Source organism: Thermus kawarayensis JCM 12314 (genome assembly GCF_055393575.1).
Genome location: NZ_AP043756.1, coordinates 1823884 through 1849213, shown reverse-complemented (window position 1 = coordinate 1849213; position 25330 = coordinate 1823884). Strand labels below are relative to the sequence as shown.

Below are 25330 nucleotides of genomic sequence, written 5' to 3'. Positions count from 1 at the left end.
GAGGGGCTTCGGGGAAAGGGGTGGGGTTCAGGGGGAGGAGGGGGCCTTTTCCGCCAGGGCCTTGTCCAGAAGGGCCTTCCACTCCTCGTAGGGGAGGAAGCCCGTGCGCTTCTCCCCGGCGATGAAGAAGGTGGGGGTGCCGGTGAGGCCGAGGTCGTTGGCCAGCTTCTGGTCGGCCAAGACCCCGTCCCGCATGCGCCCGGAGGCCAGGCACTGACCAAAGCGAGCCCTCTCCAGGCCCAGCTGCTCCCCCAGGTCCACGAGGTAGCGGTCCAGGCTCTCCCCAAGGAGGCCGCCCCAGGCGCCCGCCGCCCGGAAGAGGGCCTCGTGGTACTCGTAGTAGCGCCCCTGCTCGTTGGCGCAGGCCGCCGCCTCGCTCGCCCGGATCACGTTCGCCTGCCCGGGGAAGGGGAAGTCGCGGAAGAGGTAGCGCACCTTCCCGGTGTCTATGTACTCGGCCTTGAGCCGGGGGAGGACGTTCAGGGCGTGGTTCTGGCAGTGGGGGCAGAGATAGTTGGAGAAGTCCACCACCACGAGGGGGGCCTCCTCCCGGCCCAGGGCGAAGCGGGCCCCTTGGGCCGGGTCCACCCCCTTCTTTCCTTTGGGCCCCAGGAAGATCCAGCCCAGGCCCAGGAGGGCCAGGGCCAGCACTATGAGGACTATAGCGCGCTGCATGGGCCTACTCTACCACGGGGAGGGTGAGAAGGCTTAACGGCCACGGGCGCTTAGCCGGTGTAGGGGGCCTGCCGGGCCTCCCCTTCCGGGGTCACGTAGAAGGGATGGGCGTCGGTGGAGACCAGGGTTTCCCCCTCAATGGCCTCCTGGATGTCCTTGGGCAGGACGAACATGGCCTCGAGGTAGGGGGCAGTGAGGTGGCGCAGGGCCAGGTTCCGCTCGCGGATCCTCGCCTCTATAACCCCTTCGGAGAAGGCCGCCGGGTCAAAGGCGTCCGAGGCCAGGAGGAAGCCGAAGTTGAGGAAGAAGCCCGGGATGTGGTTCTTGTAGCTCCGCACGTAGCGGAAGGCCTCCCGCACCGTGCGGTGGACCACGGGGTGGACGCGGTGGTGGGTGAGGAGGATCATCCCCGCCTGCATCCCCATCACGCCCCCGGGGTTCAGGTGGGCCTTCACCAGACGGTAGAACTCCACGGTGTAGAGGAGCCTGGCGGGGTTTTCCTCCCCCACGGGGTCGGTGAGGTCAAGGATGATGACGTCGTACCGCTCCTCCGTGCGCTCCAGGTAGGCCCGGGCGTCCTCGATGACCAGGAGGGTGCGGGGGTCCTCAAAGGCCCCCTGGTGCCACTCGGGCATGTGGCGCTTGGCCACCTCCAAAAGCTCCCCGTCAATGTCCACCATCACCGCCTTTTCCACCGTGGGGTGCTTGAGCACCTCCCTAAGCGTGGCCCCCTCCCCGCCCCCCACGATGAGCACCCGCTTGGGCTCGGGGTGGGTGAGCATGGCGGGGTGGACCAGGGTCTCGTGGTAGATGTACTCGTCCCGCTCGGTGCTCTGCACGTCCTTGTCCAGGACGAGCACCTTGCCGAAGCCCTTGGTTTCAAACAGGAAGTAGTCCTGGTACCGGGTGCGCCCGGAGGCGATGACCCGCTCCATGCGGCGCACCATGGTCTCGTAGGGGGTGATGTGTTCAAAGAAGTACATGCCGTAGTCCATGCCTAACCTCCTTTCCCTTGGGAAAAGGTCCTGCGCCGGATGGCGTGCTCCGTGCCCCGCCAGTAGCGGAAGGCGGACTCCTCCTTGGCCCCGAAGGCCCGGGAGAGGCCCTTGAGCACCTCCTCCGGGTCCACCCCGTCCCGGTAGAAGTAGAGGTCCAGGGTGGCGGAGGCGTTGTCCTCGGGCCAGGTGTGGATCATCACCGCGGCCACGGGGCTCACCACCGCTGCGGAAAGCCCCTGGGGGTGGAACTTGTAGACCACCGACTGGGCCGAGCCCCTGGGGGCGCCCAAGCGCATCACCGCATCCAAAAGGGCCGCCTCCACCATCTTGGGGTTTTCCAAAACCGAGAGATCGCACCCGTAGATCTCCGCCACCCAGCGCCCACCCGGCACCGTCTCCACAAGCGCCCATCATAGCCCCCCTCCCCCGGGGGGGCAACCCCTAGCCGAAGAAGTCCTTGAGCTGGTCCTTGGTGACCAGGACCTCCCGGGGTTTGGAGCCCCGGGGCGGGCCCACGATGCCCATGGCCTCGAGGGCGTCCATGAGCTTCCCGGCGCGGGCGTGGCCCACGGAGAGCCGCCGCTGCAGGCGGCTCACCGAGCCGTAGCCCTCCTCCACCACGATCTCCGCCGCCTTCCTCAGGAGGGGGTCGGAGAAGTCCACCTCCCCCGGCCCCCCGCCCTCCGGGGCCCTTGGGGGCTCAAAGTCGGCCCCGTAGGCCTCGGCGAAGCGGTCTTCATAGCTCTGCCCCCGCAGGAAGCCCGCCACCCGGGCCACCTCCTCCTCGGAAAGGTAGGGTACCTGGAGGCGCACGGGCTTGGGCAGGCCCGGCTGGTGAAAGAGGGCGTCCCCCTGGCCGATGAGCTTCTCCGCCCCTTGGGTGTCCAGGATGGTGCGGGAGTCAAAGCCGCTGGAGACGGCGAAGGCCAGGCGGGCGGGGATGTTCACCTTGATGAGAGAGGTGAGGATGTCCACGCTGGGCCGCTGGGTGGCGAGGATGAGGTGCATCCCCGTGGCCCGGGCCATCTGGGCGAGGCGCAAAATGGCCGCCTCTACCTCCTTGGGGGCGGTCATCATGAGGTCGGCGAGCTCGTCCACCACGATGACCAGATAGGGGAGGGCCTCCTCGGGGCCCACCTTGGCGTTGTACTGCTCCAGGTTCCTGGCCCCCACCTGGCTCATCATCCGGTAGCGCCTTTCCATGTGGGCCACCGCCCCCTGCAGGACCCCGGCGGCCTCCTCGGGGCTCGTGACCACCGGGCGCACCAGGTGAGGGATGCCCTCGTAGGGGGTGAGCTCCACCATCTTGGGGTCTATGAGGAGGAGGCGCAAGGAGGTGGGCAGGTGCTTGAAGAGGAGGCTCTGGATGAGGACGTTGATGGCCACGCTCTTGCCGCTTCCCGTGGAGCCGGCGATGAGGAGGTGGGGCATTTTGACCAGGTCCCGCACCCAGATCTCCCCCTCAATGCTCTTCCCCAGGACCAGGGGGAGGAGGGCCTTGGCCTGCTGGAAGGCGGGGGTGAGGACGGCCTCGGAGAAGCGGACCAGTTCCCGCTTGGGGTTGGGCACCTCCAGGCCCACGGTGTTTTTGCCGGGGATGGGGGCCTCCACCCGCACCGCCCCCACCGCCAGGGCGCGGGCCAGGTCGTTTTGCAGGCTCTGGATGCGGCTGATCTTTTCCCCGGGGGCGGGAAGGAGCTCGTAGCGGGTGACGCTGGGCCCCCGGGCGTGGCCCACCACCTCTGCCTGGACGCCAAACTGCTTCAGGGTTTCGGCGATGCCCCTTTTCAGGCGCTCGGCCTCCTCCTCCAGGGCCCGGCTTCGCTCCTTGGCCTCGGGGGGGTCCAGGAGGTCGGGGGTGGGGAGGGCCAGGGCGGTGCTGGGGGCGGTGGAGGGCTTAGGGGAGGGTTTCTGCGGCGGGTCGGGGAAGACCAGGTCCAGGTCCACCGGGGCCGGGGGCTCGGGCCTGGGGGGGCTTGGGGCCTCGGGAGGGGGGGTGCCGGTGAGGAGGGCCCGCAGGCCCTCCCTTTGGGCCTCGGGATGGGCCTCCAGGAAGCGGAGCCAGCGGGAAAACTCCTGGAAGCGGGCCTCCAGGTCTTCCACAAGCCCGGAGGCCTCCTCCCACCGGGCCTGCCTTTCCCAAAGGAGGCGCCTTCCCCGAAGGAGCCCCTTTAGGCTCGCCCGCACCCGAACCGGTTCGGAGAGGCCCCTGATGCGGGCGAGGAGGGCCTGGGCCTCGAGGAGAAGGGCGGCCCGCCTTTCCTCCAAGGCGTCCCTCAAGGGGCCCTCCCCGGCCAGGGGGCGGTTTAGGGCCTGGAGGAGGGCCTGGAGCCTGGGAAGAAGGGGGCGCTCCTCCTCGGCCAGGCGCCTTTCCAGCTCCCCCGCGCGTTCCTGGAGGAAGCTTTGCAGGGCCCTTTCCACCTCCGGGAGCTCCCTTGGGCCGAGGCTCTGGGCCAGGGCCTTGAGGGCGGCGTGCTCGGGGTAGAGCCGGGCCAGGACCCCGATCCGCCGCCTTAGGAGGAGGGTCTTAAGCCCATAGCGCCCCTTGCGCACCCCCTCTACCCCGAGGCGGAAGGCGGAGAGGAGCAGGTGGAAAGGGGGCCTGCCCCGCCAGAGGTCCACCACCAGGGAGGCCAAGAGGAGGGGGAGGGAGAGCCCAAGGAGGCCGGCCTTGGCCTCCAGGGCCGTCCTCCACCCCTGGCCCAGCTTTCCGGAAAGGGGCCCCAGGAGGGGGAGGAGGCTGAAGGCCAGGAGGTGGAGGAAGAGGAGGTGCCGCAGGAGGGGCTTTAAGGGTTTGCGGCGGTAGAGGGCGTAGGCCAGGGGAAAGAGGCTCAGGGCCAGGAGGTAGGCGGTAAGCCCGAGGAGGCCGTAGAAGTGGGCCTTGAGGAAGGCCCCGAGGGCGCCCGTGGAAACCCCCAAGGGGAGGAGGAGAAAGAATCCCAGCGCCCCTAGGGCGGCGGACCAGGCCTCGAGGTCGCGGTTGGGAAGGGGTTTGGCGGCGGGCTTCCGCTTAGCCATCGGAGCCATTATAAAGGGCCGAACCCCTGGGGCAGAGGCCCCAGGGGGTCTTAGGCGGGGAAGGCTAGCGCTTAAGCTCCTTGATGACCGCCTGGGTGAGGTCGGTGTCCTCGTCGGCGTAGACCACCAGGCCCGACTGGGCCGCCACCTGCCGGCTCATGACTACGGCGAAGCCCTGGGCCTTGGCCACCTTGGCGATGGCCTGGTCCACCTCCTCCAGGATGGGCTTGAGCACGGGGTTCTGCCGCTCCTGCCACTTCTTGAGGGTGTCCTGGTAGGTCTTGGTCAGGGCCTCGTAGTCCTGGCGCTCCTTGGCCGTGGCCTGGCCGGAGCGGATCTTCTGGTCCAGGGGCTTGAGCTTCTCCTCCAGGGGGGCGAGTTCCTTGCGGGCCTGGGCCTGGAGGTCCTGGACCTTTTTGTAGTCGGGGTGGGCCTGGATGAGGGCATCGGCATCCACGAAGCCCACGCGGGTGGCCACGCTTTTGTTCTGGGCCAGCAGGGGGGTGAGGAGGGCGCCGAGGGCCAGGAAGAGGGCCAGAAGGGAAAGCCGCTTCATGGGGTAAAGCTTACGGGCCCAGGGTTAGGCCGAGGTGAGAGGAGGCTTCCTTCCCTTTGGGGGCGAGGGGGAGTAGGATGGGTGCCCGGAGGTGGGTATGCGCAAAGCGGTGTGGCTTCTCCTCTTCCTTGCCCTAAGCGGCCTGGCGTCGGCCCAGCGGGCGGTTTCCTTCCGCCTTTCCCTCCCTAGCCCCGGGCCGGGGCTGGGGCTCGGCCTCGAGACCCCCCTGGAGCGGAACCTGGCCTTCCGCGCCTTCGGGGACCTGTTTCCCGGGGGCCCCAGCGCCTTGGTGGCCGGGGAGGTGCTCTTCAAGCCCGACCTGGGCCAGCTGGACCGGGACCTCAGGGGCATCCGCCCCTACTTCGGCGGGGGCCTGGGCGCTTATTTCGGCGGCGCAGGGGAGGTGGGGCTCCACCTCTCCTTGGGGGTGGAGTTCCTCCTGGACCCCCGCACCGGCTTCTTCGTGGACGGGGAGTACTTCTACGCCTTTGGCGGCGGCCGGTTTGGCCGCACGGTGCTGGGGGCCAACCTGCGCTGAGCGCCCCACCGCGGCTCCGGATGGGCCTTTCCCCGTCCGGGGACATTTTTCACCAGGCTTCCGGCTAGACTGGAGGCGGAGGTGAACCATGCTGGTCCGGGACTGGATGACCAAGGACCCCCTCACCGTGGCCCCTGATACCCCCGTGTTGGAAGCCATAAACCTTTTGAAGCACAGGGGCTTCCGCCGCCTTCCGGTGGTGAAGGACGGGAAGCTCATCGGCCTGGTGACGGACAAGGACCTGAAGGACGCCATGCCCTCCAAGGCCACCACCCTCTCGGTGTGGGAGCTGAACTACCTCCTCTCCAAGCTCACGGTGCAGGAGGTGATGGCCAAGCCCGTGGTCACCGTGGGGGCCGAGGAGCCCTTGGAGAAGGCGGCCCTTCTCATGGAGGAGAAGAAGATCGGCGGCCTGCCGGTGATGGAGGGGGAGAGGCTGGTGGGGATCATCACCGTGACCGACGTGCTTCGGGCCTTTATTGAGGTCTTGGGCCTGAAGCTTGGGGGGCTTCGCATCACCGTGGACATCCCCGACGTGCCCGGGGCCCTGGCGCAGATGGCCCAGGCCGTGCCCCCGGCCAACATCGTCTCCATCGCCACGGCGGCCCACCTCCCCGGCTACCAGCGCCTGGTGATGCGGGTGGTGGGGGAGGAGGTGGAGAAGGTCCCGGACCGCTTGAGGGCCGCGGGGGAAAAGGTGGTGGACGTCCGGGCGGGCTAATACCACCCCATGCTGGCTTGGGCCAGCACGGGGGCCCCGGTAAAAGGTCCCTAGGCAGCCTTCTCCGAGCCGGTAGGGCGAAGGAAACAGGGAGAAAGGGGCTTTCCTGGACCTTCAGGTAGAGGCCCTCATGCCGCAGAGCCAAGGCGCGGGCACTTAGGAGCCGTTTTGGTAAGCGGGGTAAGAGCCCAGGACCTTTAGGAAGGCCGCCCGCCTTAGGAGGCCCAGGAGGGCCTGGGCGGGGCCTGGGTCCTCCAGGTGGCCCTCGAGGTCCAGGTAGAAGAGGTAGCTGAAGGGCCTGTCCCGGCGGGGCCTGGACTCCAGCTTGGTGAGGTTGACCCCGGCTTCGGCGAAGACCGAAAGGGCCTCCAAAAGCCCCCCGGGGCGGTGGCGCACGGCGAAGACGATGCTGGTCTTGTAGGGCCCCTCCCCCTTTTTGGCCTCCTCGCGCCCGATGACGAAGAAGCGGGTGTAGTTGTGGGGGTAGTCCTCTATGTTCTCCGCCAGGATCTCCAGGCCATAGAGCTCAGCGGCCCGCCTCGAGGCGATGGCCCCCACCCCGGGCTCGGGGTGCTCGGCCAGGGCCCGGGCAGCCCCCGCGGTGTCGTAGACGGGGATGGGGGTCAGGCGCATCCGGGCCAGGAAGCCGTCGCACTGGGCCAGGGCCTGGGGGTGGCTCTTCACGGCCTTTAGGTCCTTTAGCCCCGTGCCCCTGGGGGCGAGCAGGCAGTGCTCCACCCGGTGGACCACCTCTCCCACCACGTGGAGGTCGCTTTCCAGGAGGAGGTCGTAGGTCTGGTTGATGCTCCCGGCGGTGGTGTTTTCCACGGGCACCACGCCCAGCTCGGCCTCCCCCGCCTCCACCGCCTCAAAGACCTGGTGGAAGGTGGGGAAGCCCAAGGGGATGGCCTCGGGGAAGGTCTTGAGCAAGGCCTCCTCGCTGTAGGCCCCTTCCGTGCCCTGGAAGGCGATCTTCATCGCCCCATGATACCTTCCCCGGGAGCCCGGCGGGAAGGGCTGGGGTGCACGGGAGCGCCCCCTTGGCTTAGCATGTTTTCCGTGGCGCGCCTTCTCGTGGTGGACGACGATCCTCGCATCCGCTACCTCCTGGAGGTGCTCCTTTCCGGCTCGGGCCACGAGGTGATCTCGGCGGACTCGGCCAAGGCCGCCCTGGAGTACCTGCGCAAGGAGACCCCCGACCTCATCGTCCTGGACATCATGATGCCCGATATGGACGGCCTCTCCCTCCTGGGGCGCATTCGCGCCGTCCGCCGCCTGAGCAAGGTCCCGGTCATCCTCTTCACCGGGGGCGGGCGGGAGCTGGAGGGGGTGGGGAAGGCCCTGGGGGCGGACCTTTTCCTGGAAAAGCCCGTGGCGGGGCGGCGGCTTAAGCAGGCGGTGGAAGGCCTTTTGAGCCGGGAGGGGTACCTCCTGCCTGGGGGGGAGCGGGTGGCCACCCTGGAGGAGGTGCGCTCCCGCCTCGCCCAGGTCCTTCCCGAGGAGAAGCGCTTCCGGGAGCTTTGGCGCAAGACGGCAAGCCGCCGGGCCCTCCTGCAGAACCTGGTGGCCAAGGGCTGGACCGAGGCGCTTCTGCGCCGTATCCTCCCCGGGGCCTACGACCTCTATGACCTTTTAGGCCACCTGGCCTACGGCTGGCCCCTGGTGCCCCTCGCCGAGCGGGTGGCCCGGGTTAAGGACCCGCGCTTCGCCGAGGCCCTTAAGGCCTACCTGGAGCGCCAGGGGCTGCCCTTGGAGGGGGATGGCCTCCTGGAAGACCTCGCCCGGGCCCTGTACCCTTGAAGGGTGTGGGAGCTTTCGGAAATCCGCGAACCCGAGGCCTGGAACACCCTGGTGGCGGCCTTCCCCATCACCAGCGCTCTGCAGTCTTGGGGCTGGGGGGAGGTGAAGCGCCTTTCCGGTTGGACGCCGCGGCGCCTGGCGGTCTACCGGAAAGGCGAGCTTCTGGGGGCGGCCCAGGTCCTCCTCAGGTCCCTCCCCGGGGGCCTTACCCTGGCCTACGCCCCTAGGGGGCCCGCCCTCCGCCACCTCCAGGACCTCCCCGCCGTGGCCCGGGCCCTGGCCCGCGGGGTGAGGGGCACCCACCTCCTCCTGGAACCGGAGGCGGGCCTTCCCGCCGAGGCGTCCCCCCCCACCTTCCCCGGCCTCCTTCCCGAAGAACCCGTGCAGCCGGCCTTTTCCCTCTGGCTGGACCTTACCCAAGGGGAGGAGGCCCTTCTTAGAGGCATGAAGGAGATGCACCGGAGAAACGCCAGGCTGGCCCTCAAGCGGGTGGAGCTCTTGGTGGAGGGCGAGGAGGCCTTCTCAGACTTCTTCCGCCTCTTTGAGGAAACCAACCGGCGGGCCAAGCTTCTGCAGCATTCCGAGGCCTACTATCGGGCGGTCCTAAAGGAGATGAACCAGCCTTTGGGGGAGGCCTTCCTCGCCGTGGCCCGCAAGGAGGGAGAGGCCCTGGCCGCCGGGCTCTTCGTGGCCTTCGCCGGCAAGGTGGACTACCTCTATGGGGGAAGTAGCCGGAAGCACCCCGAGGCCAAGGCCCCCATGGGGATGCACCTGGCCGCCATCCGCCATGGCCTTGCCCGGGGGTACCGGGTCTACGACCTCTGGGGGGTGCCGCAAAACCCCGAGGGGAGCCATGCCGAGGGGATCTGGCGCTTCAAGGAGGGGTTTGGGGGCAGGAGGGTGCGCTTTCCCGCCTACGCCCTGCCCCTCTCCCCCCTCTACCGCCCCTTGAGGGCCCTTCTCCGGTTGCGGAAGACCTGGGTGAACCTCCGGGTGCGGGGAAACCCCAGGGACGTGCTGGGGTAACCGCCCGCCTGGGCCTAGGCCACGGCGGGGTACTTAAACGGGGAATCATCTTTCTCAAGGTGGCTCGGATAAGGTAGGGGCGTGGGGCGCTGGCTTGTGCTCCTCCTGGCCCTGGCGGTGGTCCTAGGGTTTTTCCTCCTCCGTCCCCCTGGGGGTCCGAGGGAGGAGGCGGGGGTCCGGCTCCAGGGCGTGGCCTTCGCCCTCTTCCCGGAGGAGGAGGGGGTGGAGTGGCGCTTTCTGGCGGAGGAGATGGTGGAGGAGGGCGGGGTCTTCCGCATCCGCGGGGGGATTTCCGGGGCCCGGTACGTGGAGGGCAGGCTGGACCTGCGCCTCTTTGCCCCGGAGGTGGTGGTGGAGCCCGGGGACAACCTCCGCCTGCCCTACGCCCGGGTGGAGATCCTCCAGGGTTGCTACCGCTTGGAGCTTTCCGCCCCGGGTAAGGGGGAGGTGCTCATTCGGCAGAAGGAGGGGTTCCAGGCGCCCTGGGTGCGGATAGAGGCCCCGAACCTCCGGGGGGAGGCTTGGGAGTTTCGCTCGGACTTCGCCCTGCAGAGGATGGAAGCGGCCCACCCCCGCTTTTCCTTCCCCGCAGGGGGCAGCTTTGGACCTTGCACCGTGGAGGGAGGACGTTCATGAGGAGATGGGGATGGCTTTTGGTTTTGGGGCTGGCTTTGGCGGCCGCCAACGTGCGGGTGATCCAGGTGGAAGGTGGTCGGCTCTCCGGGGATCTTCGCTATGGGCCCTGGACCTTTGAGGGGGGGGTTAAGGGCCGGGTCAAGGACCTCACCATCGAGGCCCCCAGGGCTACCCTCACCGCTCCCAAGGGCAAGACCATGCAGGAGGCGGAAGGGGAGCGGGAGGCCCGCTTTGAGGGGGGCGTGGTGGTGCGCCGGGGCCGGGTGGAGGCCAGGGGGCCCCTCTTGGTCTACCGGGAGAAGACCGGGGAAGGGGAGCTTGTTGGCCCTGCCCACATGCGCCAGGAACCCAAGCCGGGGGAGGACCCCGTGGAGGTGGAGGGAAGCCGCATGACCTTCCAGGTGGACACGGATACCTCCACCAGCGAAAACGCCCTGCTGCGTAGCGGCCAGCAGGAGGGCCGGGCAGGCCTGGTCTACTACGAGGAGGAAAGGGGCCTGGCCGTCTTCTCCGATCCCAAGGAGGTGGTCCTGGTCCGCAAGCGCAAGGACGGGGACCTCAGGATCCTGGCCAAGGAGGTGCGAAGCCTCACCGGCCCCAGAAAGCTCATCGCCACGGGTGGGGTGCGGCTCCAGGACGGGGACTTGGTGACCACCGGGGAAAGCCTTTACTACGACGACACCACCGGCGAGGCCATCGTTTTGGGGAAGCCTGCGGTGAGCGAGAACAAGAAGGAGGGCTTCCGGCTTTCCGGCTCCACCCTGCTTCACAACGTGAACCGCCACCAGGTCCGGGTCTACGGCCAGGCCTTCCGCCTGCCCTTGGGGGACTTCAAGAAGCTCGGGGAGAGGTAGGTGCTCGGGCTTAGGCCCCTTTTCCTCGCCCTTCTTGGCCTCGCCCTCGCCCTGGCCCAGGAGGTCTACCGCCCGGAGGTGGAGCTCGTCCGCAAGGACAAGAAGGTGGTGGCCTGGGTTTCGGGGGAGGAGGGGAGCCTTTTCTACGCCGACTACGGGGACCTGTATTCGGGCGAGCTCCGCTCCTTGGCGCCGGACCGGGTGCAGGTGGGGGATCGCACCTTCTACCGCGATGCCGGGAGTGCGGTGGAGGAGGGGTTGAAGCCGGGGGAGCGGGTGGAGGCGGCCTACAACCGGGACCTGGAGCGGGAGGGCCTTCCTTACCTCATGCGCCTGAGGCGGGCGGGGGAGGGGAAGGGGGAAAGGTATTTGCGCCTGGTGCTTTCCGACCCCAAGGGGGTGGAGGTGCGCCTGGGGGAGGAGGTGGAGGCCCGGGGGCCCTTGGCGGTGGTGGAGCGGGGGGGGCGGGAGGAGCTTTCCCTCTCCGGAGGGGAGGCCCGCTTTGTGGAAGAAGAGGGGCGTCTAGAGCTTCGCCCGGGTCCGGGGGAGGTGGTGGTGGCCCAGGGGGCGGTGCGGGTCAAGGGAAGCCGCTTACGCTACCACAACGACACCGGGGAAGCGCTTTTGGAGGGGCCCCTGGAGGTGGAGCGCCAGGGGGAGAAGCCCCTCACCGGCAAGGCGGGAAGCCTCCGCTACCTCCTGGACGAGGACCGCCTCTGGCTCCTGGGCGGGGTGACCTTCGCCCAGGGGGGGCGCACCACCCGGGCGGAGAAGGCCCTCCTTCAAGAGAAGGAGGGGTACGCCTACCTTTACGGCGGGGTGGAAAGCCGGGACGAGAAGGGCTTTGTCCGGGGCGAACGGGTGCGCTACGCCCTAAGGACCGGGGAGGTGGTGGTGCTTTCCCGGGTGGCGGGGGAGTTCCGGGAGTAGGGGCCTAATGCCACCCCATGCTGGCTTGGGCCAGCATGGGGGCCCCTAGGCGGGCTTCCCCGAGCCGGTAGGGCGAAGGAAACAGGGAGGGTATTAAGTACCGCAAGCCAGAGCGGGGTATTTAGGCGGTGATGCCGGCCATGAGGAGGCCCAGCCGTTCCTCCGTGGCCTCCCCGGGGGAAAGTTCCCCCACGATCCTTCCCCCGTGCATCACCAGGATCCGGTCGGAGAGGGCCAGGACCTCGGAGAGGTCGGCGGAGACCAGGAGCACCGCCATCCCCTGGTCCCGGGCCTCCACCAGCTGGCGGTGGATGAACTCAATGGCTCCCACGTCCACGCCCCGGGTGGGCTGGGCGGCGATGAGGAGCTTAGGGGCTCTAAGGAGCTCCCTTCCCACCACGATCTTTTGCTGGTTGCCCCCCGAGAAGCGCCGGGCGGAGAGGGCGGTGGAGCGGGGCCTCACGTCAAAGCGTTCCACCAGGCGCTGGGCGTGGGCCTCGAGGGCCCCCTCCTCCAGGAAGCCCAGGAACCCCCGGAAGGGCGGGCGGTGGTGGTCCCCGAGGACGGCGTTTTCTTTCACGGAAAAGTCCAGGACCAGGCCGCGGAGGAGCCGGTCCTCGGGGATGTGGCTCACCCCCAGCTCCCGCACCCCCCGGGCCATGGGGGGGAGGGGCTTGCCCAGGTAGCGGGCCACCCCCCGGTGGCGGCGAAGGCCCGCCAGGGCCTCCACCAGCTCGGTCTGGCCGTTCCCCTCCACCCCGGCGATGCCCACGATCTCCCCGGCCCTGACCCGGAAGCTCACCCCCTTGAGGCGAGGCGGGGCCTCGAGGCCCTCCACCTCCAAGACCACCTCCCCTGGCCTCGCCGGGGCCTTCTCCACCCTCAGGACCACCTCCCGGCCCACCATCATGCGGGCGAGGGCCTCCAGGGAGGTTTCCCGGGTCCGCACCGTGCCCACCACCTTCCCGTCCCGGACCACGGTGACGCGGTCGGAGACCTCCAGCACCTCCTTGAGCTTGTGGCTGATGAAGATGGCGGCGTTTCCCTTGGCCACGTAGGCCCTGAGGAAGCGGAAGAGCTCCTCGGCCTCCTGGGGGGTGAGGACGGCGGTGGGCTCGTCCAGGATGAGGATCCTGGCCTCCCGGTAGAGGGCCTTGAGGATCTCCACCCGCTGCTGCAGGCCCACGGGGAGGTTTTCCACCTTCTCCTCCAGGGGCACCTGGAAGCCCAGTTCCTCCATGAGGCGGCCCGCCCGCTTTCGGGCCGCCTCGAGGTCCAAGAAGAGGGGGCTTCCGGGCTCGAGGCCTAAGACCAGGTTCTCCAGCACGGTGAAGGGCTCCACCAGCATGAAGTGCTGGTGGACCATGCCGATGCCCGCCCGGATGGCGTCGGTGGGGCTTTTGGGCCTGTAGGGCCTCCCCTCCACCCACATCTCCCCCGAGTCGGGGGGCTGGAGGCCGTAGACGATCTTCATCAGGGTGGACTTGCCCGCCCCGTTCTCCCCCACCAGGGCCAGCACCTCCCCCCATTCCAGGTCCAAGGAGATGCGGTCGTTGGCCAGGACCAGGGGGAAGCGCTTGGTGATGTCTTTGAGGACCAGGGCCTTCGCCACGGGAGGGAGTATACCCCGAAAAAGCCGGGGCCAAAGGCCCCGGCTCCAAGCTCACCCGCCCTTAGCGGCTTTCGGGCACCTTGATCTGGCCCTTGATGATCTGCTGCTTCAGGACCTCCAGCTTGCTTACCACGCTCGCGGGGATCAGGGCCTTGTTGTACTGGTCCAGGGCGTAGCCCACGCCGTTGTTGGCCAGGCCGAACTCCCTGACCCCGCCCTTGAAGGCCTTCTGCACCACGCTCTTGATGACCTCGTAGGTGGCCACGTCCACCCGCTTCATCATGGAGGTGAGGCCGTGGTTCAGGGTGTTGGGGTTGTTGTCGGTGTCGCCCAGGTAGTTCTGGTTGGCGTCCACGCCGATGAAGAAGAGAGGCGTGGCTTTGGTGCCGTCGGTGCCGCAGGCCTTGGTGTAGTCGGCGTACTTGGGCACCTTGGCGTAGGGGTCGGCCTTACGCACGAACTTGACGTTGCCCCCTTCCTTGAGGCACTTGGCCTGCTTCACGTAGTCGATGAGCCCGAGGCCCGAGCCCCCGGCGGCGGCGTAGATGATGTCGGCGCCCTGGCGCACCTGGGCTGCGGCGATCTCCTTGGCCTTGGCCGGGTCGTTCCAAGCGGCGGGGGTGTTGCCCACGTAGCCCACCAGCACCTTGCCCTGGATCTTGTCCTCCTTGAAGGCGTACTCGGCCCCGGCGCGGAAGCCCGCTTCAAACTTGTGGATGAGGGGGATGTCCATACCCCCGATGAAGCCCACCACGCCGGTGCGGCTCATCTTCCCGGCGATGTAGCCCACCAGGAAGCTGCCCTCGTGCTCCCGGAAGACCAGGCCCACGGCGTTTTGGAGCTTCCCTTCCCCGGGCACGGCGTCGATGACGGCGAAGTTCACCTTGGGGAACTCCTTGGCCGTGGCGGTGATGGCGGGCTCGTTGGCGAAGCCCACGCCGATCACCAGGTCAAAGCCCTCCTCGGCGAAGGTGCGGATGCCCTGGCCCACCTGGGAGGGATCGGCGGGCTCAAAGTCAAAGAGCTTGACCCCGAGGTCCTTGGCCGCCTTCTGCGCCCCCTCCCAGGCGGACTGGTTGAAGGAGCGGTCAAACTTGCCGCCGGCATCAAAGGCAATCCCCACCCGCACCTGGGCCAGGCCGAGGCCCAGGGCCAGCACCGCCATAAGCGCTAAAGCTCGTTTCATGTTCACCTCCGTGGCTACTCGCCGGGGCCTATTATACCGGGCTTGGGTAAACTTCCAACGCCCACTTGTCAAGCCCCCCACTAGAAACCCTTCACGACCACCGCCCAAGACGCACGTGCCAGCCTATTAGCTACGGCAGTGAGGGCGGACTTCTTAGACTTTCCAGACCGCAGAAGGCGGTCCACCAAGGAGGCATACGGCTCCACCCGTTGAGCATGCAAGGCCGCCATCCAAAAAGCACCCCTCAGCGGACCCGTCCCCATGCGGGAAATCCTAGACCGCTCAGGTAGCTCACCAGACTGGTGGACCGCCGGAGTCAACCCGGTGAAGGCGGCGTAGGCCCGAGCAGACTTGAAGCGCCGCAAGTCCCCTGAGTAGGCCAGTATAGTGAGGGCATTAGAGGGGCCTATGCCGGGTAGAGTTTGCAACGCCTCAAACTGCCTCCAGGCCTCGGGGTCAGACCGGAGAAGGTCAACCGCCAGGGCCTCGAGGTTAGCCCGTAAATCCTCCAGGGTACGAGGCACATGAGCCACCACCTGAAAGCCACCCGGCCAAGCGTACTGCCACGCATGAAGACGGTTCAAGACAGCTACCCGCTGAGAACGCAACCCATGCGCAAACCGAACCAGAAGACCCACCTGATAGATGGCATCCGGAGTAGGTTCATAGGGCTCCAAGTCCTGGTGGCGCTCAGCCAAGAAGCGAGCCAACAGACGGGCATCCGCCCGGTCAGTCTTAGCCCGCCGCAGAAGGGAACGGGCATAGTTTTTGACCGCCAGCGGGTTGAGAACATAGACCCTGAAGCCCGCGCGGTAAAGGGCAAAAGCCAGAGGTTTCCCGTAGACTCCCGTAGCCTCCAGACCCACCACGGCACCAGGAGGCAAAGCGGCGATAAGGTCAGGTATGCCCTCAGGGTTAGGGAACTGAAGAACCCCATTACCCAGGGCCACATCCAACCTATGCGCACTCACGTCCACGCCAACAAAGACCACAACCAAAGTATAGGGGCAGGCCCCCCCATGCACTCTTCCAAGCGACCCCGAGGGCCAACTACCATGACGCCGGGGGAGAAGGCCAGTCTCAAGGACGACCCCGAAGGCCAGTTTACCCAGCGGCCCAAGCCTGCCCCGGAACCATCTTAGCGCCTTTGCCGCCAGAGCCCACGGCGAGGGTCATAGGGGCACTGCCCATAGGCAACGTAGGGGCAGAAGCGCTTGCCCGCCTTGACCTGAAGAGCAAGGGCCTGAGGCATGCCGCACTTAGGGCACCTAGCCACCCCAAGCGAAGCTGGACCAGTCCAAAGGCCCCTCAGCAGAAGGGCCAGCAGTATCAGGAGGAGAACCAGGAGGAACCACCCCACGCAAAGAGTCTACCCACTCCTGCCACTTCTGCCGGAGAAGTTCGTGGGGGGGGCGACCTTCCCGGTAGGCCCGGGCCAGCTCCTGCATGGTGAGCCAGGGAGCCCCGTCCACAGCCCGAGGGGCATCCCGGCGACCACGGACCTTAGAGGCATCCCAGGCCAATCCCATGCGGTCAAAGACGGCCCGCTTCTTGGGGTCCAGCTCACGCTGAAGGCGGACTATGGGAGGCTCAAAGATGGCGTAGGTATCGTAGCAGGAAGCAGCGAGAGGGTCCAGAATGAGGATGCTAAGTGTCTATGCATTAAACTATCTACATGCCTGCCCCCCTTCGCATCCACCTGACCCCCGAGCAGGAGGCCCAGCTCCGGGAGCTGGAGACCAACCCCGTGGTCCCCCACAAGGTCCGGCGCCGGGCCCAGGCGGTACGCCTGGCCGCCCAGGGGTGGACGGCTCCCCGGATCGCCCGCCACCTGGGCCTGGACCGCACCACCCTCCACCGCGACCTCAGGCGGTGGCTGGAGAGGGGGATAGAGGGGCTTGAGGACGGTAAGCCCCCCGGGGCCAGGCCCCGGTGGACCCCGGCCATGAGCGCCTTCCTGCGGGAGCTTCTGCAGGGGGAGGAGGCCTGGACGGCCCCCCGGCTTCTGGAGGCTCTGGAGAGGCGCTTCTTCGTGACCTTCCACCCGGGGACGGTGCGGCGGAGGCTTCTGGAGATGGGCTACCGGTGGAAACGGACGCGCTATGTGCCCACGGGGAAGCCCCGGGAAGAGGAGGTGGAGGGGTTCAAGGCGGCCTTGGGGGAGGCGGAAAGGGGGGGCTGAGGGTGTTCTTTTTGGATGAGAGCGGGTTTGGGCTCTCCCTGCCTCCCACCTACGCCTGGGCGAGGAAGGGGGAGGCGGTGCGGGTGCCGCGGTCCTGGGGGAGGTCGGGGCGGGTGAACGCGGTGGCGCACCTGGAGAGGCTTCCCTGGGGGGGCTGGGTCCTAGGGTACAGGCTTCTGGAGGGGCGGTGCGGGACGGGGGAGGTGGTGGCCTACCTGGAGGGACTGAGCCGGGAGGTGGAGCGGGAGGGGGCGCGTGGGGTGGTGTTCCTGGACAACGCGCCCTTTCACCGGTCCCGGGCCTTTCGGGAGGCGGCGGGGAGGTGGAGGGAGCGTGGGCTAGAGGTGGCCTACCTGCCCCGGTACAGCCCGCACCTGAATCCGGTGGAGGGGGTGTGGCGGCGGGTGAAGGGGTTTTTGCTGCCCCGGAGGCACTACGGGAGCGTGGGGGAGCTGAGGGGGGCGGTGGCTGAGGCCCTTGAGAGGCTGCGGGAGCGGATGGGGCAGGGGGTGTCGCAAGGTCTATGCGTGGGCACTTATTGCGAGCCACCCCCTCAAAGATACCCCGAGTAGTGCGCTGCATCATGCCCAGGGATTCGTCCATTATGGACGTGTAGCGCAGAACCTTCCGACCCCGAGCCACCGGGTAGAGGAGGACCCGGAGCCAGAACGGGGCAGGGCGTGCCCAGTAGACGAAGGCCACCAACTCCCTCACTATGGCATCCACCGAGCCATAGCGCTGAGTAGCCAGGTAGACATCCACGCCCACCTTCCGGTGCTGGGACCAGAAGGCTATGACCTCCACGGGGATAAGGTCAAACTGCCGGGAGGGAAGCCACATGTGGGCTTCATCAAAGAGAAGGACCCCATCATGCACGTTCAGGAGTTCAGAATAATCACGAATCTCGTGGATTAGGTCAGTCCTCAAAACTGCCTCCCTATGGGGAAGCCCAGCACGCTTGCGGAGCCAATAATAGACATTCTCCCGGATATAGCCGAAGTTGGCGTAAACAGGGCGGCCTTGTGCGAGGGCCTGGAGACCCTTGAGGACAAGGGCATAGCTCTTCCCACTACCAGGAATGCCAACAAAAGCTTCTATCATCGGCCACCCCGGAGGAAGGTGATAAAGCGCCACAGAGCAAACAAGCCATAGAACGTAGCCCAGATGGAGAAATACGTTATCGCCTCAGAAAGGGGGAATATCTGGTTAGCAATGTTGTAGGCGGGAATGACATAGCGGTCCATGGCATCCTGCAGAGACGGAGGCATATTAGGCAGCAGGCTAACCAGGAGTTGCAAGAGGGCAAGAAGGACATCAACAACATGCCCCAGGAGCCAAAAGACGGCGTTGAGAACCCACACTAGGACATCAACAGCAGCATTCCAAAGCCAGACAAGAGGGTACTCCACCAGGCGGAGAACCCACGCAGCCACGGCCTGGACGGTATTCACCAGCCAGGTAGCGAGGGCGGAGAACGTACCAGCCAGCCACTGGAGCAGGTCCAGGAGACCGGAGATGAGAGCACTCATATCAACCTCCTTCCCCCGCGCGTGCCCGCCCGGACAGCGTACTGGGGGGCGGCACCCCGTCAAGGGTGCGGAGCACCCCTCCGGGGCGGGCCTCCGGCAGGTCTCCACCCGTCCTCGCAAGGCTCCGGAGAACGTAGAGGCATGCACGGCCCGCCCCTCCGGGGCTAACGCCCTTGACGGGGACCCCGCCGCCCCCAGACCCAGACCAGTTGAGGGCACGCGCGGGGAAAATGGCGCTTGTGAAGGGATTCCCTTTAGGGCTGAACATCCAGGGCCCTCCTAACGATTGAGAACGTCAGCCCGAGCATGAACAGGCCGAGGAGAACGGGGCGGAACTGGGTAGCCACCTGCCAGAAGGGAGTGTTGCACGGATTCCACTCCCCGGTAACGGGGCCAATAGCAACAGGCACGGAACAGGAAACGGACTCGGTAGAAATGGGGGGTCTATTGGTAAGGCGGAAAACAATGCCAAACGGGAACTTCTCCATAGCCACTTGCCTTATGGTGTTTATGCGCTGCCCAAACCTATCGGCCACCTGCTGCTTCCAAGCGTCAGCAACCCGGTCTAAGTCAGAAAAACGGGGCAGGTCCTTCTTCTCTAGCTGAGGAACCTCGGGAAGCTGAACGGGCTGGATGCGTCCAGCAGGGGGACCGCCCGGCCAGGAATCGGGATTCTCCTCGGGCTTCTGCTGAGGAGGAGTAGTAGCGGGGTCAGGGTGGCTGGAAGCGTCCCGGGAGTCAGTCCCCTCAGCAATCTCCTGGGAATCAGGGTACCCATCCCCATCAGTATCCACCCAGGGACTGGTGGGAGAACGAGGAGAAGGGTGAGAAGCGGGGTCATAGGGGTCAGTACCTACCTGAACCTCTTGCAGATTAGGGTAACCGTCCCCGTCAGGGTCAGCGTTAGGGTCAGGATGGACCTGAGGGTCATTGATAACGTCAGGCCAGGGGAGACCCCGGCGGTTGGCCTCATGCCACTCAATAGAGTCAGGCCAGCCATCCCCATCGGTATCTATGTCGGGACGGGTAAAGGGGTTATCGGTCCACTGATTTGGGTTAGGGACAGGCTCCAGCCGAACCCCCGGGTAAGGTACACTTGGCGAGCCTAGCGGATGAGCATCCACATATCTAGTCACAACATCCCGCACGGCAGGGGCCGCATCCGGTTCTTGCCGGAGCCAGGTGGGAAGGTCAGGGCGCCCAGCCCCTTCCTTCGGAACCAGGACCACGCACACAGAATAACCAGATTTGTAGCTACAAGCACGCCGTGGAGGATGAAACGTCTGAACCCACCCACTAGGCGCATAGGAAAGCACCAAGCCAGCAGTACAGTTTTGATTCCTCACCTGGTGATAAGTATCAAACGGAGCCTGCTCCGGACGGCCGCTAGCAAAAAGCACAAAATTGATAGTGGCTAGCTTAGTACCATATACATCCATATCAAAACAGTATCCCTCCAACCAGTCCACAGGCTCCCAAAAGCGCCATTCATCTAAAGACGTACCCGTCTGCTCCTTCAAATGCCCATAGAACCAGTCCAAAGCAGTATAAACCAGGGCAGATCCAAGGAGAATAGAGCCACCCCACCGAACATAACGGCCTATAGTAGCTCGGCGGCGATATTGGCCGTTAGACCACTCAATAATCTCGTCCAGGGTCATCCCCTCAACGGCCCCTTTGATGGCCCCTTTCCACGCATCGGAGGGAGAAGCAAGGGCGGGCCCCCCTACCAGGAAAGCAACCACCACCAGTAGGAGAGCCCGCCAACCCATGGCCTACCCCTTGAGGAAGCGCTTAGCGTAACGCCAAGCGGCAGAGAGGCCAATGGTGAGAACGAGAACACCCACGCCAGCCGCAGCAATCTGGAGAACGTAGTTCTGAACGCCCTGAGCAATCTGGGCGGGGTCAAAACCGGCCTCCTGAGCAAAGGCGGAAACGGCCAGGACCGCGGCGGCAGGGAGAAGACGAAGCACCCGCTTCACAGCACTCACCTCCTTTCTGCACCTAACGGGGTCATGCCCCGGCTGTGCCTAGAGCCTACGGAGTAGGTTGCGGAGGAACGAGGCCACGAGGCCAGCCCCGAGTCCCCACCAGAAGGCCTGGAAAACCTCACGGTAATCCACACATCACCCCCACAGAAGAGGCACGAGGGAGGGCGGAAGGTGTAGAGAAGGCCGCACTGAACGCACTGCCACATCAGATACCCCCGTAGAGGCGGCCCATGTAGCGGTAGGCCGCGAGAAGGGAATAAGGAGTAGCAGTAAGGCCTAAAACCCACAAAAACCAAGCGTGAGGGTCCATCTACCAATCACCCCCCACAAGCAAGCCACCTATCAGCCCAAGGGCGAAGGCAAAGGCCTTCAGAACCTCATGCAGATAGGCGGGCTCAATCATGCCTGCTTGACCTCCTTACGGGCAGGAACCAGCTCAGAGATGAACTCGGCGCCCACGACAACGGTGCGAACCTCATTGGCACGGCCACCGAAGCCGTTAGCGATGGAAGTCTCCAAGTCCAGCCTGTAAAGGCCCGGCAGAACCTTAAAGGCGTCAGCCACCTCGGGCAACACCTCAAGCTCAGCAGCCAAAAGACCCCGGGCATTCGGGTTGCGAGGGGTAGAAGCCACCACTACACGAGCACCCTTAGTGCCATCCTTCCGAGTGAACTCAGACACTCCCAAAACTAAAATCGCCCTCATGGTGTACCTCCATAGGCATACGCCTCGGGCATTAGCCCGTACCTAGCCAGCTTCCTAGACTCAGCCTGCCTGTAGTAGCGCTCAGCACCGCGCACATCAAAGGCCTCAAAAAGGTTGACCCAAGTTTCCCGGAAGAAATCGGAAAGGCCAGAGAGGGCCGCCACGGCCTTAGCGGTCATGAAAGCCCCGAGGGCCTGCTTGAGCAAAGCCACGGGGTCAACCGCACCCAGACGCTTATCCCTCACCGCTGGACCAAAACCCTCATTCTCACCCCCTTTTTTGAAGGCACCTTGAACAAGTAACCAAAGCGGGTCCAAAGGAGCATCACGCATGCGGGTATAGCCGTGGTCCTTAGCCCGCAACACCAACCAGAAGCCCGTCAGGTACTCCCATATGGCGGGAACAAACCAAAGGAAATCGTACCAATCCCGCAAGTCAGAACCATCACCAGGCACGATTAGCTCAGCGAGAACTTCAGAACGAAGCTGGAACTCCACGCGAACCACTTCCCCAGTGATGGGGCCAAGGGCCTCCTCGTAGGACCTCAGGAGCACCCTAGAAACAGGCTTAGCCTTAGCCTCTATAGTCTTGGAGTAGACCCGAGCCATGAGAGGGCCACGGCCAAACGTGAATCCACTCCACTCCCGGCCACGGAGGAAGGCGGCGACGTGCTCAGGGCCCTCCTCCCAGGATGGGGGGGCCTCCAGTCGCGTAGAGGGGGGCGTGTTACTCATGAGCCCCTCCCCGTGGGGGGCGGGGGCCTGGCGGCCCGCCGCCTCCCCCACGGAGTAGAGGCCGCGCACCCTGCCCCTAGACGTGAAGCGGTCCACATCCTGGACCTTGAAGGTGCCAGCAGGGACTTCCAAATCCACGAAAAGGTCGGCCCGAGAAACCTGAACACGCTCAGGGCGGGAGCCCGTCAGATTCTGCAGGGCCTCCAAGAGCCAGGAAACCACAGCCTGAGCATCCCGGCGAGCGTACATCATGAAGCGCCCGGTGAGCTCCACCCGCACCGCAGGGAAGGTGGAACGGCGAGTAGTATCCTTGGCCGCCGAAAGGCTCACCAGAACAGCGTCAGCCCCAAAGCTCAACTGCCAGGGATAATGACGGGTAGGCCTGACCAAGGCCGCTTCATACAGAGAACCGTCAAGAGCAGGGTTAGGGATAGGCAGGTAGGCGTCCACACCCCAGAGGATGGCCGCCTCGGGATTGACCCGGTACTGGTCCTTAAGGGCATCCAACTTCTCAGGTAAGCCCTCGGGGAGGGAATACGTCCCCTCGGGCCAGTAAAAGTTGAGGACCAGCGTGTCCAAGCCATGCCCTAATATCCTGCTCATCAAGCCGCATGGTAGTCTCAAGGCATGACCCTCGAGGAAGCCCGCAAACGGGTGAACGAGCTCCGGGACCTCATCCGCTACCACAACTACCGCTACTACGTCCTGGATTCCCCGGAGATCTCCGACGCCGAGTACGACCGCCTTCTTAGGGAGCTAAGGGACCTGGAGGAGCGCTTTCCCGAGCTAAGGAGCCCCGACTCCCCCACGCTTCAGGTGGGGGCGAGGCCCCTGGAGGCCACCTTCCGGGCCATCCGCCATCCCACCCGCATGTACTCCCTGGACAACGCCTTCTCCCTGGAGGAGGTCCGGGCCTTTGAGGAAAGGATAGAGCGGGCCCTGGGGCGAGGGGGCCCCTTCGCCTACACGGTGGAGCACAAGGTGGACGGGCTTTCCGTGAACCTCTACTACGAGGAGGGCATCCTGGTCTGGGGGGCCACCCGGGGGGACGGGGAGGTGGGGGAGGAGGTGACCCAGAACCTCCTCACCCTCCCCACCCTCCCCAGGAGGCTAAAGGGGGTGCCGGAGCGCCTCGAGGTCCGAGGAGAGGTCTACATGCCCATAGAGGCCTTTCTCCGGCTCAACGAGGAGCTGGAGGAAAAGGGGGAGAAGATCTTCAAAAACCCCCGGAACGCCGCCGCGGGGTCTTTGAGGCAGAAAGACCCCCGGATCACCGCCAGGCGGGGCCTTAGGGCCACCTTCTACGCCCTGGGGCTTGGGCTGGAAGAGGTGGAAAGGGAAGGGGTCGCTACCCAGTTTGCCCTCCTCCACTGGCTCAAGGAAAAGGGCTTCCCCGTGGAGCACGGCTTCGCCCGGGCGGTGGGGACGGAAGGGGTGGAAAGGATTTACCAGGACTGGCTTAAAAAGCGGCGGACCCTTCCCTTTGAGGCGGATGGGGTGGTGGTGAAGCTGGACGAGCTTGCCCTCTGGCGGGAGCTCGGCTACACCGCCAGGGCCCCCCGCTTCGCCATCGCCTACAAGTTCCCCGCCGAGGAGAAGGAGACGCGGCTTCTGGACGTGGTCTTCCAGGTGGGCCGCACCGGGCGGGTGACCCCGGTGGGGATTCTGGAACCTGTCTTTATAGAGGGGAGCGAGGTTTCCCGGGTTACCCTCCACAACGAGGCGTACATAGAAGAGCTGGACCTCCGCATCGGGGACTTCGTCCTGGTTCACAAGGCGGGCGGGGTGATCCCCGAGGTCCTGAGGGTCCTGAAGGAGAAGAGGACCGGGGAGGAGCGTCCCATCCGCTGGCCCGAGCGCTGTCCAGAGTGCGGCCACCCCCTGGTCAAGGAAGGGAAGGTCCACCGCTGCCCCAACCCCTTATGCCCCGCCAAGCGCTTTGAGGCCCTCCGCCACTACGCTTCCCGCAAGGCCATGGACATCCAGGGCCTGGGGGAGAAGCTCATAGAAAAACTTCTGGAAAAGGGTCTGGTCAAGGACGTGGCCGACCTCTACCGCCTAAGGAAGGAGGACCTGGTGGGCCTGGAGCGTATGGGGGAGAAGAGCGCCCAAAACCTCCTCCGCCAGATAGAGGAGAGCAAACACCGGGGCCTGGAGCGCCTTCTCTTCGCCCTGGGGCTTCCCGGGGTGGGGGAGGTCTTGGCCCGGAACCTGGCCGCCCGGTTCCGGACCATGGACCGCCTCCTCGAGGCCAGCCTGGAGGAGCTCTTGGAGGTGGAGGAGGTGGGGGAGCTCACCGCCAGGGCCATCCTGGAAACCCTCCGCGACCCCGAGTTCCGCCGCCTGGTGCGGCGGCTTAAGGAAGCGGGGGTGGAGATGGAGGCCAAGGAGAGGGGGGGAGAGGCCCTGAAGGGCCTTACCTTGGTGATCACCGGGGAGCTTTCCCGCCCCCGGGAGGAGGTGAAGGCCCTTCTTCGGCGCCTCGGGGCCAAGGTGACGGACTCCGTGAGCCGCAAGACGAGTTACCTGGTGGTGGGGGAAAACCCCGGGAGCAAGCTGGAGAAGGCCAAGGCCCTGGGGGTCCCCACCCTCACGGAGGAGGAGCTTTACCGCCTTATAGAGGCCCGCACGGGGCAAAGGGTGGGGGCTTAAGGGAGGGCGTCTTCCGGGCCGAAGAGCTTCTCCAAGGCCTCCCGCAGGCGGCTTCCCTGGAGGCCTAAGGCCGAAAGGGCCTTCTCGTAGGTTTCCGGGGTCAAGAGGCCCCGGAGGGCCTTAAGCTCTGTGCGGGAAAGGCTCTTCCCCTGAAGCACGTGCTCTTCGTAACTCTGCCAAGCCAGGGGGACCTTCTCCTTGACGAGGAGGGCTATGGCCTTGGCGTACTGGCGGATCTCCCATTGCGCTTCGGGGGCGAGGCGGAGCTTGAGGAAGTGGAAGAGGTTGTGCAGGTCCTGCTTCCAGTAGAACTCGGTGTAGAGGGAAAGGGGGAGGACCATCCTCGCCATCTCCCGGGCAACCCCCTTCTCCAGGAGGGCCTGGTAGGCCTCGTAGGTTTCCTTCTTTACCCTATGGAGGAGGTCCAGGGCCTCTTCGTCCTCAAGCGCGCCTTCCGAGGCCTGCTTGTTCCTCCCCGCCTGCTTGCGAAAGGCCTCGGGTTCGTAGAACTCGTCTTTGAGGACCGAGTAGCGTCCGGACACCTCGTTGACGCTGGCCGTGCGGTGGCGGAACCACTGGCGCACCACAAAGAGGGGGGCCTTGACGTGGAACTTAAACTCCACCATCTCAAAGGGGCTGGTGTGGCGGTGGCGCATGAGGTAGTCAATGAGGGCGGCGTCTTCCCGCACGGTCTTGGTTCCTTCCCCGTAGGACACCCGGGCCGCCTGCACGATGGCGCGGTCGTCCCCCATCACGTCCACCAGGCGCACAAATCCCTTGTCCAGGACGGGTATGACCCTTCCAGGCTCCATACCCCCCAGTCTACTTGCCAGGCGGGCCTTTCCCCCTTACCCTTAGGGCATGCGGGTCAGAACCCCCTTCCCCCACAAGCGGCGCCACGGGCGTTACCGGGCCTGAGGGCCTTGGCCCTGGCGGCACCGAAGGCTTAGGATAGAAAGGCTTGCGGGCGCTTGGCGCCTTTTTTGG

23 protein-coding genes and 2 pseudogenes are annotated in these 25330 nt (G+C 65.9%); 9 read left to right on the top strand and 16 right to left on the bottom strand.

All coding sequences use genetic code 11. From position 1 onward, the window contains the following. Nucleotides 1-27 precede the first annotated feature (27 nt). From ACZ5RK_RS10135 to ACZ5RK_RS10115, 5 genes are all read right to left on the bottom strand, one after another. Nucleotides 28-675 (bottom strand): DsbA family protein, encoded by a 648-nt coding sequence (locus ACZ5RK_RS10135; protein ID WP_464909060.1) that lies wholly within the window; start codon nucleotides 673-675, stop codon nucleotides 28-30. A 50-nt stretch (nucleotides 676-725) separates the two neighbouring features. After that, entirely contained in the window at nucleotides 726-1670 is a 945-nt protein-coding gene (gene speE, locus ACZ5RK_RS10130) for a polyamine aminopropyltransferase (protein WP_464909059.1), read from the bottom strand. A 2-nt stretch (nucleotides 1671-1672) separates the two neighbouring features. Then, nucleotides 1673-2074: an S-adenosylmethionine decarboxylase family protein gene (locus ACZ5RK_RS10125; protein ID WP_054647521.1), complete on the bottom strand. Its 402-nt coding sequence runs from the start codon at nucleotides 2072-2074 to the stop codon at nucleotides 1673-1675. Nucleotides 2075-2114: 40 nt separating this feature from the next. Then, nucleotides 2115-4691: a DNA translocase FtsK gene (locus tag ACZ5RK_RS10120; RefSeq protein ID WP_464909058.1), complete on the bottom strand. Its 2577-nt coding sequence runs from the start codon at nucleotides 4689-4691 to the stop codon at nucleotides 2115-2117. A 64-nt stretch (nucleotides 4692-4755) separates the two neighbouring features. Further along, nucleotides 4756-5247 (bottom strand): OmpH family outer membrane protein, encoded by a 492-nt coding sequence (locus tag ACZ5RK_RS10115; protein ID WP_464909057.1) that lies wholly within the window; start codon nucleotides 5245-5247, stop codon nucleotides 4756-4758. Between the two features lie 97 nt (nucleotides 5248-5344). Between ACZ5RK_RS10115 and ACZ5RK_RS10110 the strand changes: the two genes are divergently transcribed. After that, nucleotides 5345-5785, top strand: a complete 441-nt coding sequence (locus tag ACZ5RK_RS10110; protein ID WP_464909056.1) for a hypothetical protein — start codon at nucleotides 5345-5347, stop codon at nucleotides 5783-5785. 88 nt (nucleotides 5786-5873) lie between these two features. Then, on the top strand, nucleotides 5874-6506 hold the full coding sequence (locus tag ACZ5RK_RS10105) for a CBS and ACT domain-containing protein (RefSeq protein WP_464909055.1): 633 nt from the start codon (nucleotides 5874-5876) through the stop codon (nucleotides 6504-6506). A 156-nt stretch (nucleotides 6507-6662) separates the two neighbouring features. Here the strand turns inward: ACZ5RK_RS10105 and pheA are convergent, their stop codons facing one another. Further along, nucleotides 6663-7484 (bottom strand): prephenate dehydratase, encoded by an 822-nt coding sequence (gene pheA, locus ACZ5RK_RS10100; protein WP_464909054.1) that lies wholly within the window; start codon nucleotides 7482-7484, stop codon nucleotides 6663-6665. Nucleotides 7485-7556: 72 nt separating this feature from the next. Here pheA and ACZ5RK_RS10095 point away from each other — a divergent pair, with 72 nt between their 5' ends. The 5 genes from ACZ5RK_RS10095 (at nucleotide 7557) to ACZ5RK_RS10075 (ending at nucleotide 11752) form a co-directional block, all read left to right on the top strand. Continuing rightward, nucleotides 7557-8306, top strand: a complete 750-nt coding sequence (locus tag ACZ5RK_RS10095; RefSeq protein ID WP_464909053.1) for a response regulator — start codon at nucleotides 7557-7559, stop codon at nucleotides 8304-8306. Nucleotides 8307-8309: 3 nt separating this feature from the next. Beyond that, nucleotides 8310-9332 (top strand): lipid II:glycine glycyltransferase FemX, encoded by a 1023-nt coding sequence (locus tag ACZ5RK_RS10090; protein WP_464909052.1) that lies wholly within the window; start codon nucleotides 8310-8312, stop codon nucleotides 9330-9332. A gap of 81 nt (nucleotides 9333-9413) precedes the next feature. Further along, nucleotides 9414-9968 (top strand): hypothetical protein, encoded by a 555-nt coding sequence (locus ACZ5RK_RS10085; RefSeq protein WP_464909051.1) that lies wholly within the window; start codon nucleotides 9414-9416, stop codon nucleotides 9966-9968. Then, nucleotides 9965-10822 carry an LptA/OstA family protein gene (locus tag ACZ5RK_RS10080; protein WP_464909050.1) on the top strand — a complete coding sequence of 286 codons (858 nt, stop codon included), beginning with the start codon at nucleotides 9965-9967 and terminating at the stop codon, nucleotides 10820-10822. The genes ACZ5RK_RS10085 and ACZ5RK_RS10080 overlap by 4 nt, the downstream gene beginning before the upstream one ends. Next, complete coding sequence (locus tag ACZ5RK_RS10075) at nucleotides 10823-11752, top strand: hypothetical protein (RefSeq protein ID WP_464909049.1); 930 nt, start codon at nucleotides 10823-10825, stop codon at nucleotides 11750-11752. A 121-nt stretch (nucleotides 11753-11873) separates the two neighbouring features. Here the strand turns inward: ACZ5RK_RS10075 and ACZ5RK_RS10070 are convergent, their stop codons facing one another. From ACZ5RK_RS10070 to ACZ5RK_RS10060, 3 genes are all read right to left on the bottom strand, one after another. Further along, nucleotides 11874-13364 (bottom strand): ABC transporter ATP-binding protein, encoded by a 1491-nt coding sequence (locus ACZ5RK_RS10070; RefSeq protein ID WP_464909048.1) that lies wholly within the window; start codon nucleotides 13362-13364, stop codon nucleotides 11874-11876. 61 nt (nucleotides 13365-13425) lie between these two features. After that, nucleotides 13426-14550 (bottom strand): BMP family lipoprotein, encoded by a 1125-nt coding sequence (locus ACZ5RK_RS10065; protein ID WP_464909047.1) that lies wholly within the window; start codon nucleotides 14548-14550, stop codon nucleotides 13426-13428. Between the two features lie 80 nt (nucleotides 14551-14630). Further along, nucleotides 14631-15500 (bottom strand): IS110 family RNA-guided transposase, encoded by an 870-nt coding sequence (locus ACZ5RK_RS10060; RefSeq protein ID WP_464910084.1) that lies wholly within the window; start codon nucleotides 15498-15500, stop codon nucleotides 14631-14633. Between the two features lie 725 nt (nucleotides 15501-16225). On the opposite strand from ACZ5RK_RS10060, the pseudogene ACZ5RK_RS10055 reads away from it, so the two are divergent. Next, a pseudogene (locus ACZ5RK_RS10055) lies at nucleotides 16226-17304 on the top strand (IS630 family transposase). 178 nt (nucleotides 17305-17482) lie between these two features. On the opposite strand, the pseudogene ACZ5RK_RS10050 reads toward ACZ5RK_RS10055, so the two are convergent. The 6 genes and pseudogenes from ACZ5RK_RS10050 to ACZ5RK_RS10025 all read right to left on the bottom strand — a co-directional run. Then, nucleotides 17483-17833 (bottom strand): annotated as a pseudogene (locus tag ACZ5RK_RS10050) (zonular occludens toxin domain-containing protein); the annotation flags it as partial. Next, nucleotides 17830-18261: a hypothetical protein gene (locus ACZ5RK_RS10045; protein WP_054647396.1), complete on the bottom strand. Its 432-nt coding sequence runs from the start codon at nucleotides 18259-18261 to the stop codon at nucleotides 17830-17832. The gene ACZ5RK_RS10045 and the pseudogene ACZ5RK_RS10050, both read right to left, overlap by 4 nt. A 254-nt stretch (nucleotides 18262-18515) precedes the next feature. Beyond that, the gene (locus ACZ5RK_RS10040) at nucleotides 18516-19700 is read right to left on the bottom strand and encodes a hypothetical protein (protein ID WP_464910083.1); all 1185 of its coding nucleotides are present in this window, start codon (nucleotides 19698-19700) and stop codon (nucleotides 18516-18518) included. 336 nt (nucleotides 19701-20036) lie between these two features. After that, nucleotides 20037-20243, bottom strand: coding sequence for a hypothetical protein (locus ACZ5RK_RS10035; protein ID WP_054647397.1), 207 nt, complete (start codon nucleotides 20241-20243; stop codon nucleotides 20037-20039). 408 nt (nucleotides 20244-20651) lie between these two features. Beyond that, nucleotides 20652-20957, bottom strand: a complete 306-nt coding sequence (locus tag ACZ5RK_RS10030) for a hypothetical protein (protein WP_464909046.1) — start codon at nucleotides 20955-20957, stop codon at nucleotides 20652-20654. Next, complete coding sequence (locus ACZ5RK_RS10025; RefSeq protein WP_464909045.1) at nucleotides 20954-22270, bottom strand: hypothetical protein; 1317 nt, start codon at nucleotides 22268-22270, stop codon at nucleotides 20954-20956. Before ACZ5RK_RS10025 ends, ACZ5RK_RS10030 begins: the two co-directional genes overlap by 4 nt. Before the next feature lie 48 nt (nucleotides 22271-22318). On the opposite strand from ACZ5RK_RS10025, the gene ligA reads away from it, so the two are divergent. Beyond that, nucleotides 22319-24343: an NAD-dependent DNA ligase LigA gene (gene ligA, locus ACZ5RK_RS10020; protein ID WP_464909044.1), complete on the top strand. Its 2025-nt coding sequence runs from the start codon at nucleotides 22319-22321 to the stop codon at nucleotides 24341-24343. Here the strand turns inward: ligA and thyX are convergent. Then, complete coding sequence (gene thyX / locus ACZ5RK_RS10015) at nucleotides 24340-25155, bottom strand: FAD-dependent thymidylate synthase (protein ID WP_464909043.1); 816 nt, start codon at nucleotides 25153-25155, stop codon at nucleotides 24340-24342. The two genes, ligA and thyX, sit on opposite strands and share 4 nt — an antisense overlap. Between the last annotated feature and the right edge of the window lie 175 nt (nucleotides 25156-25330).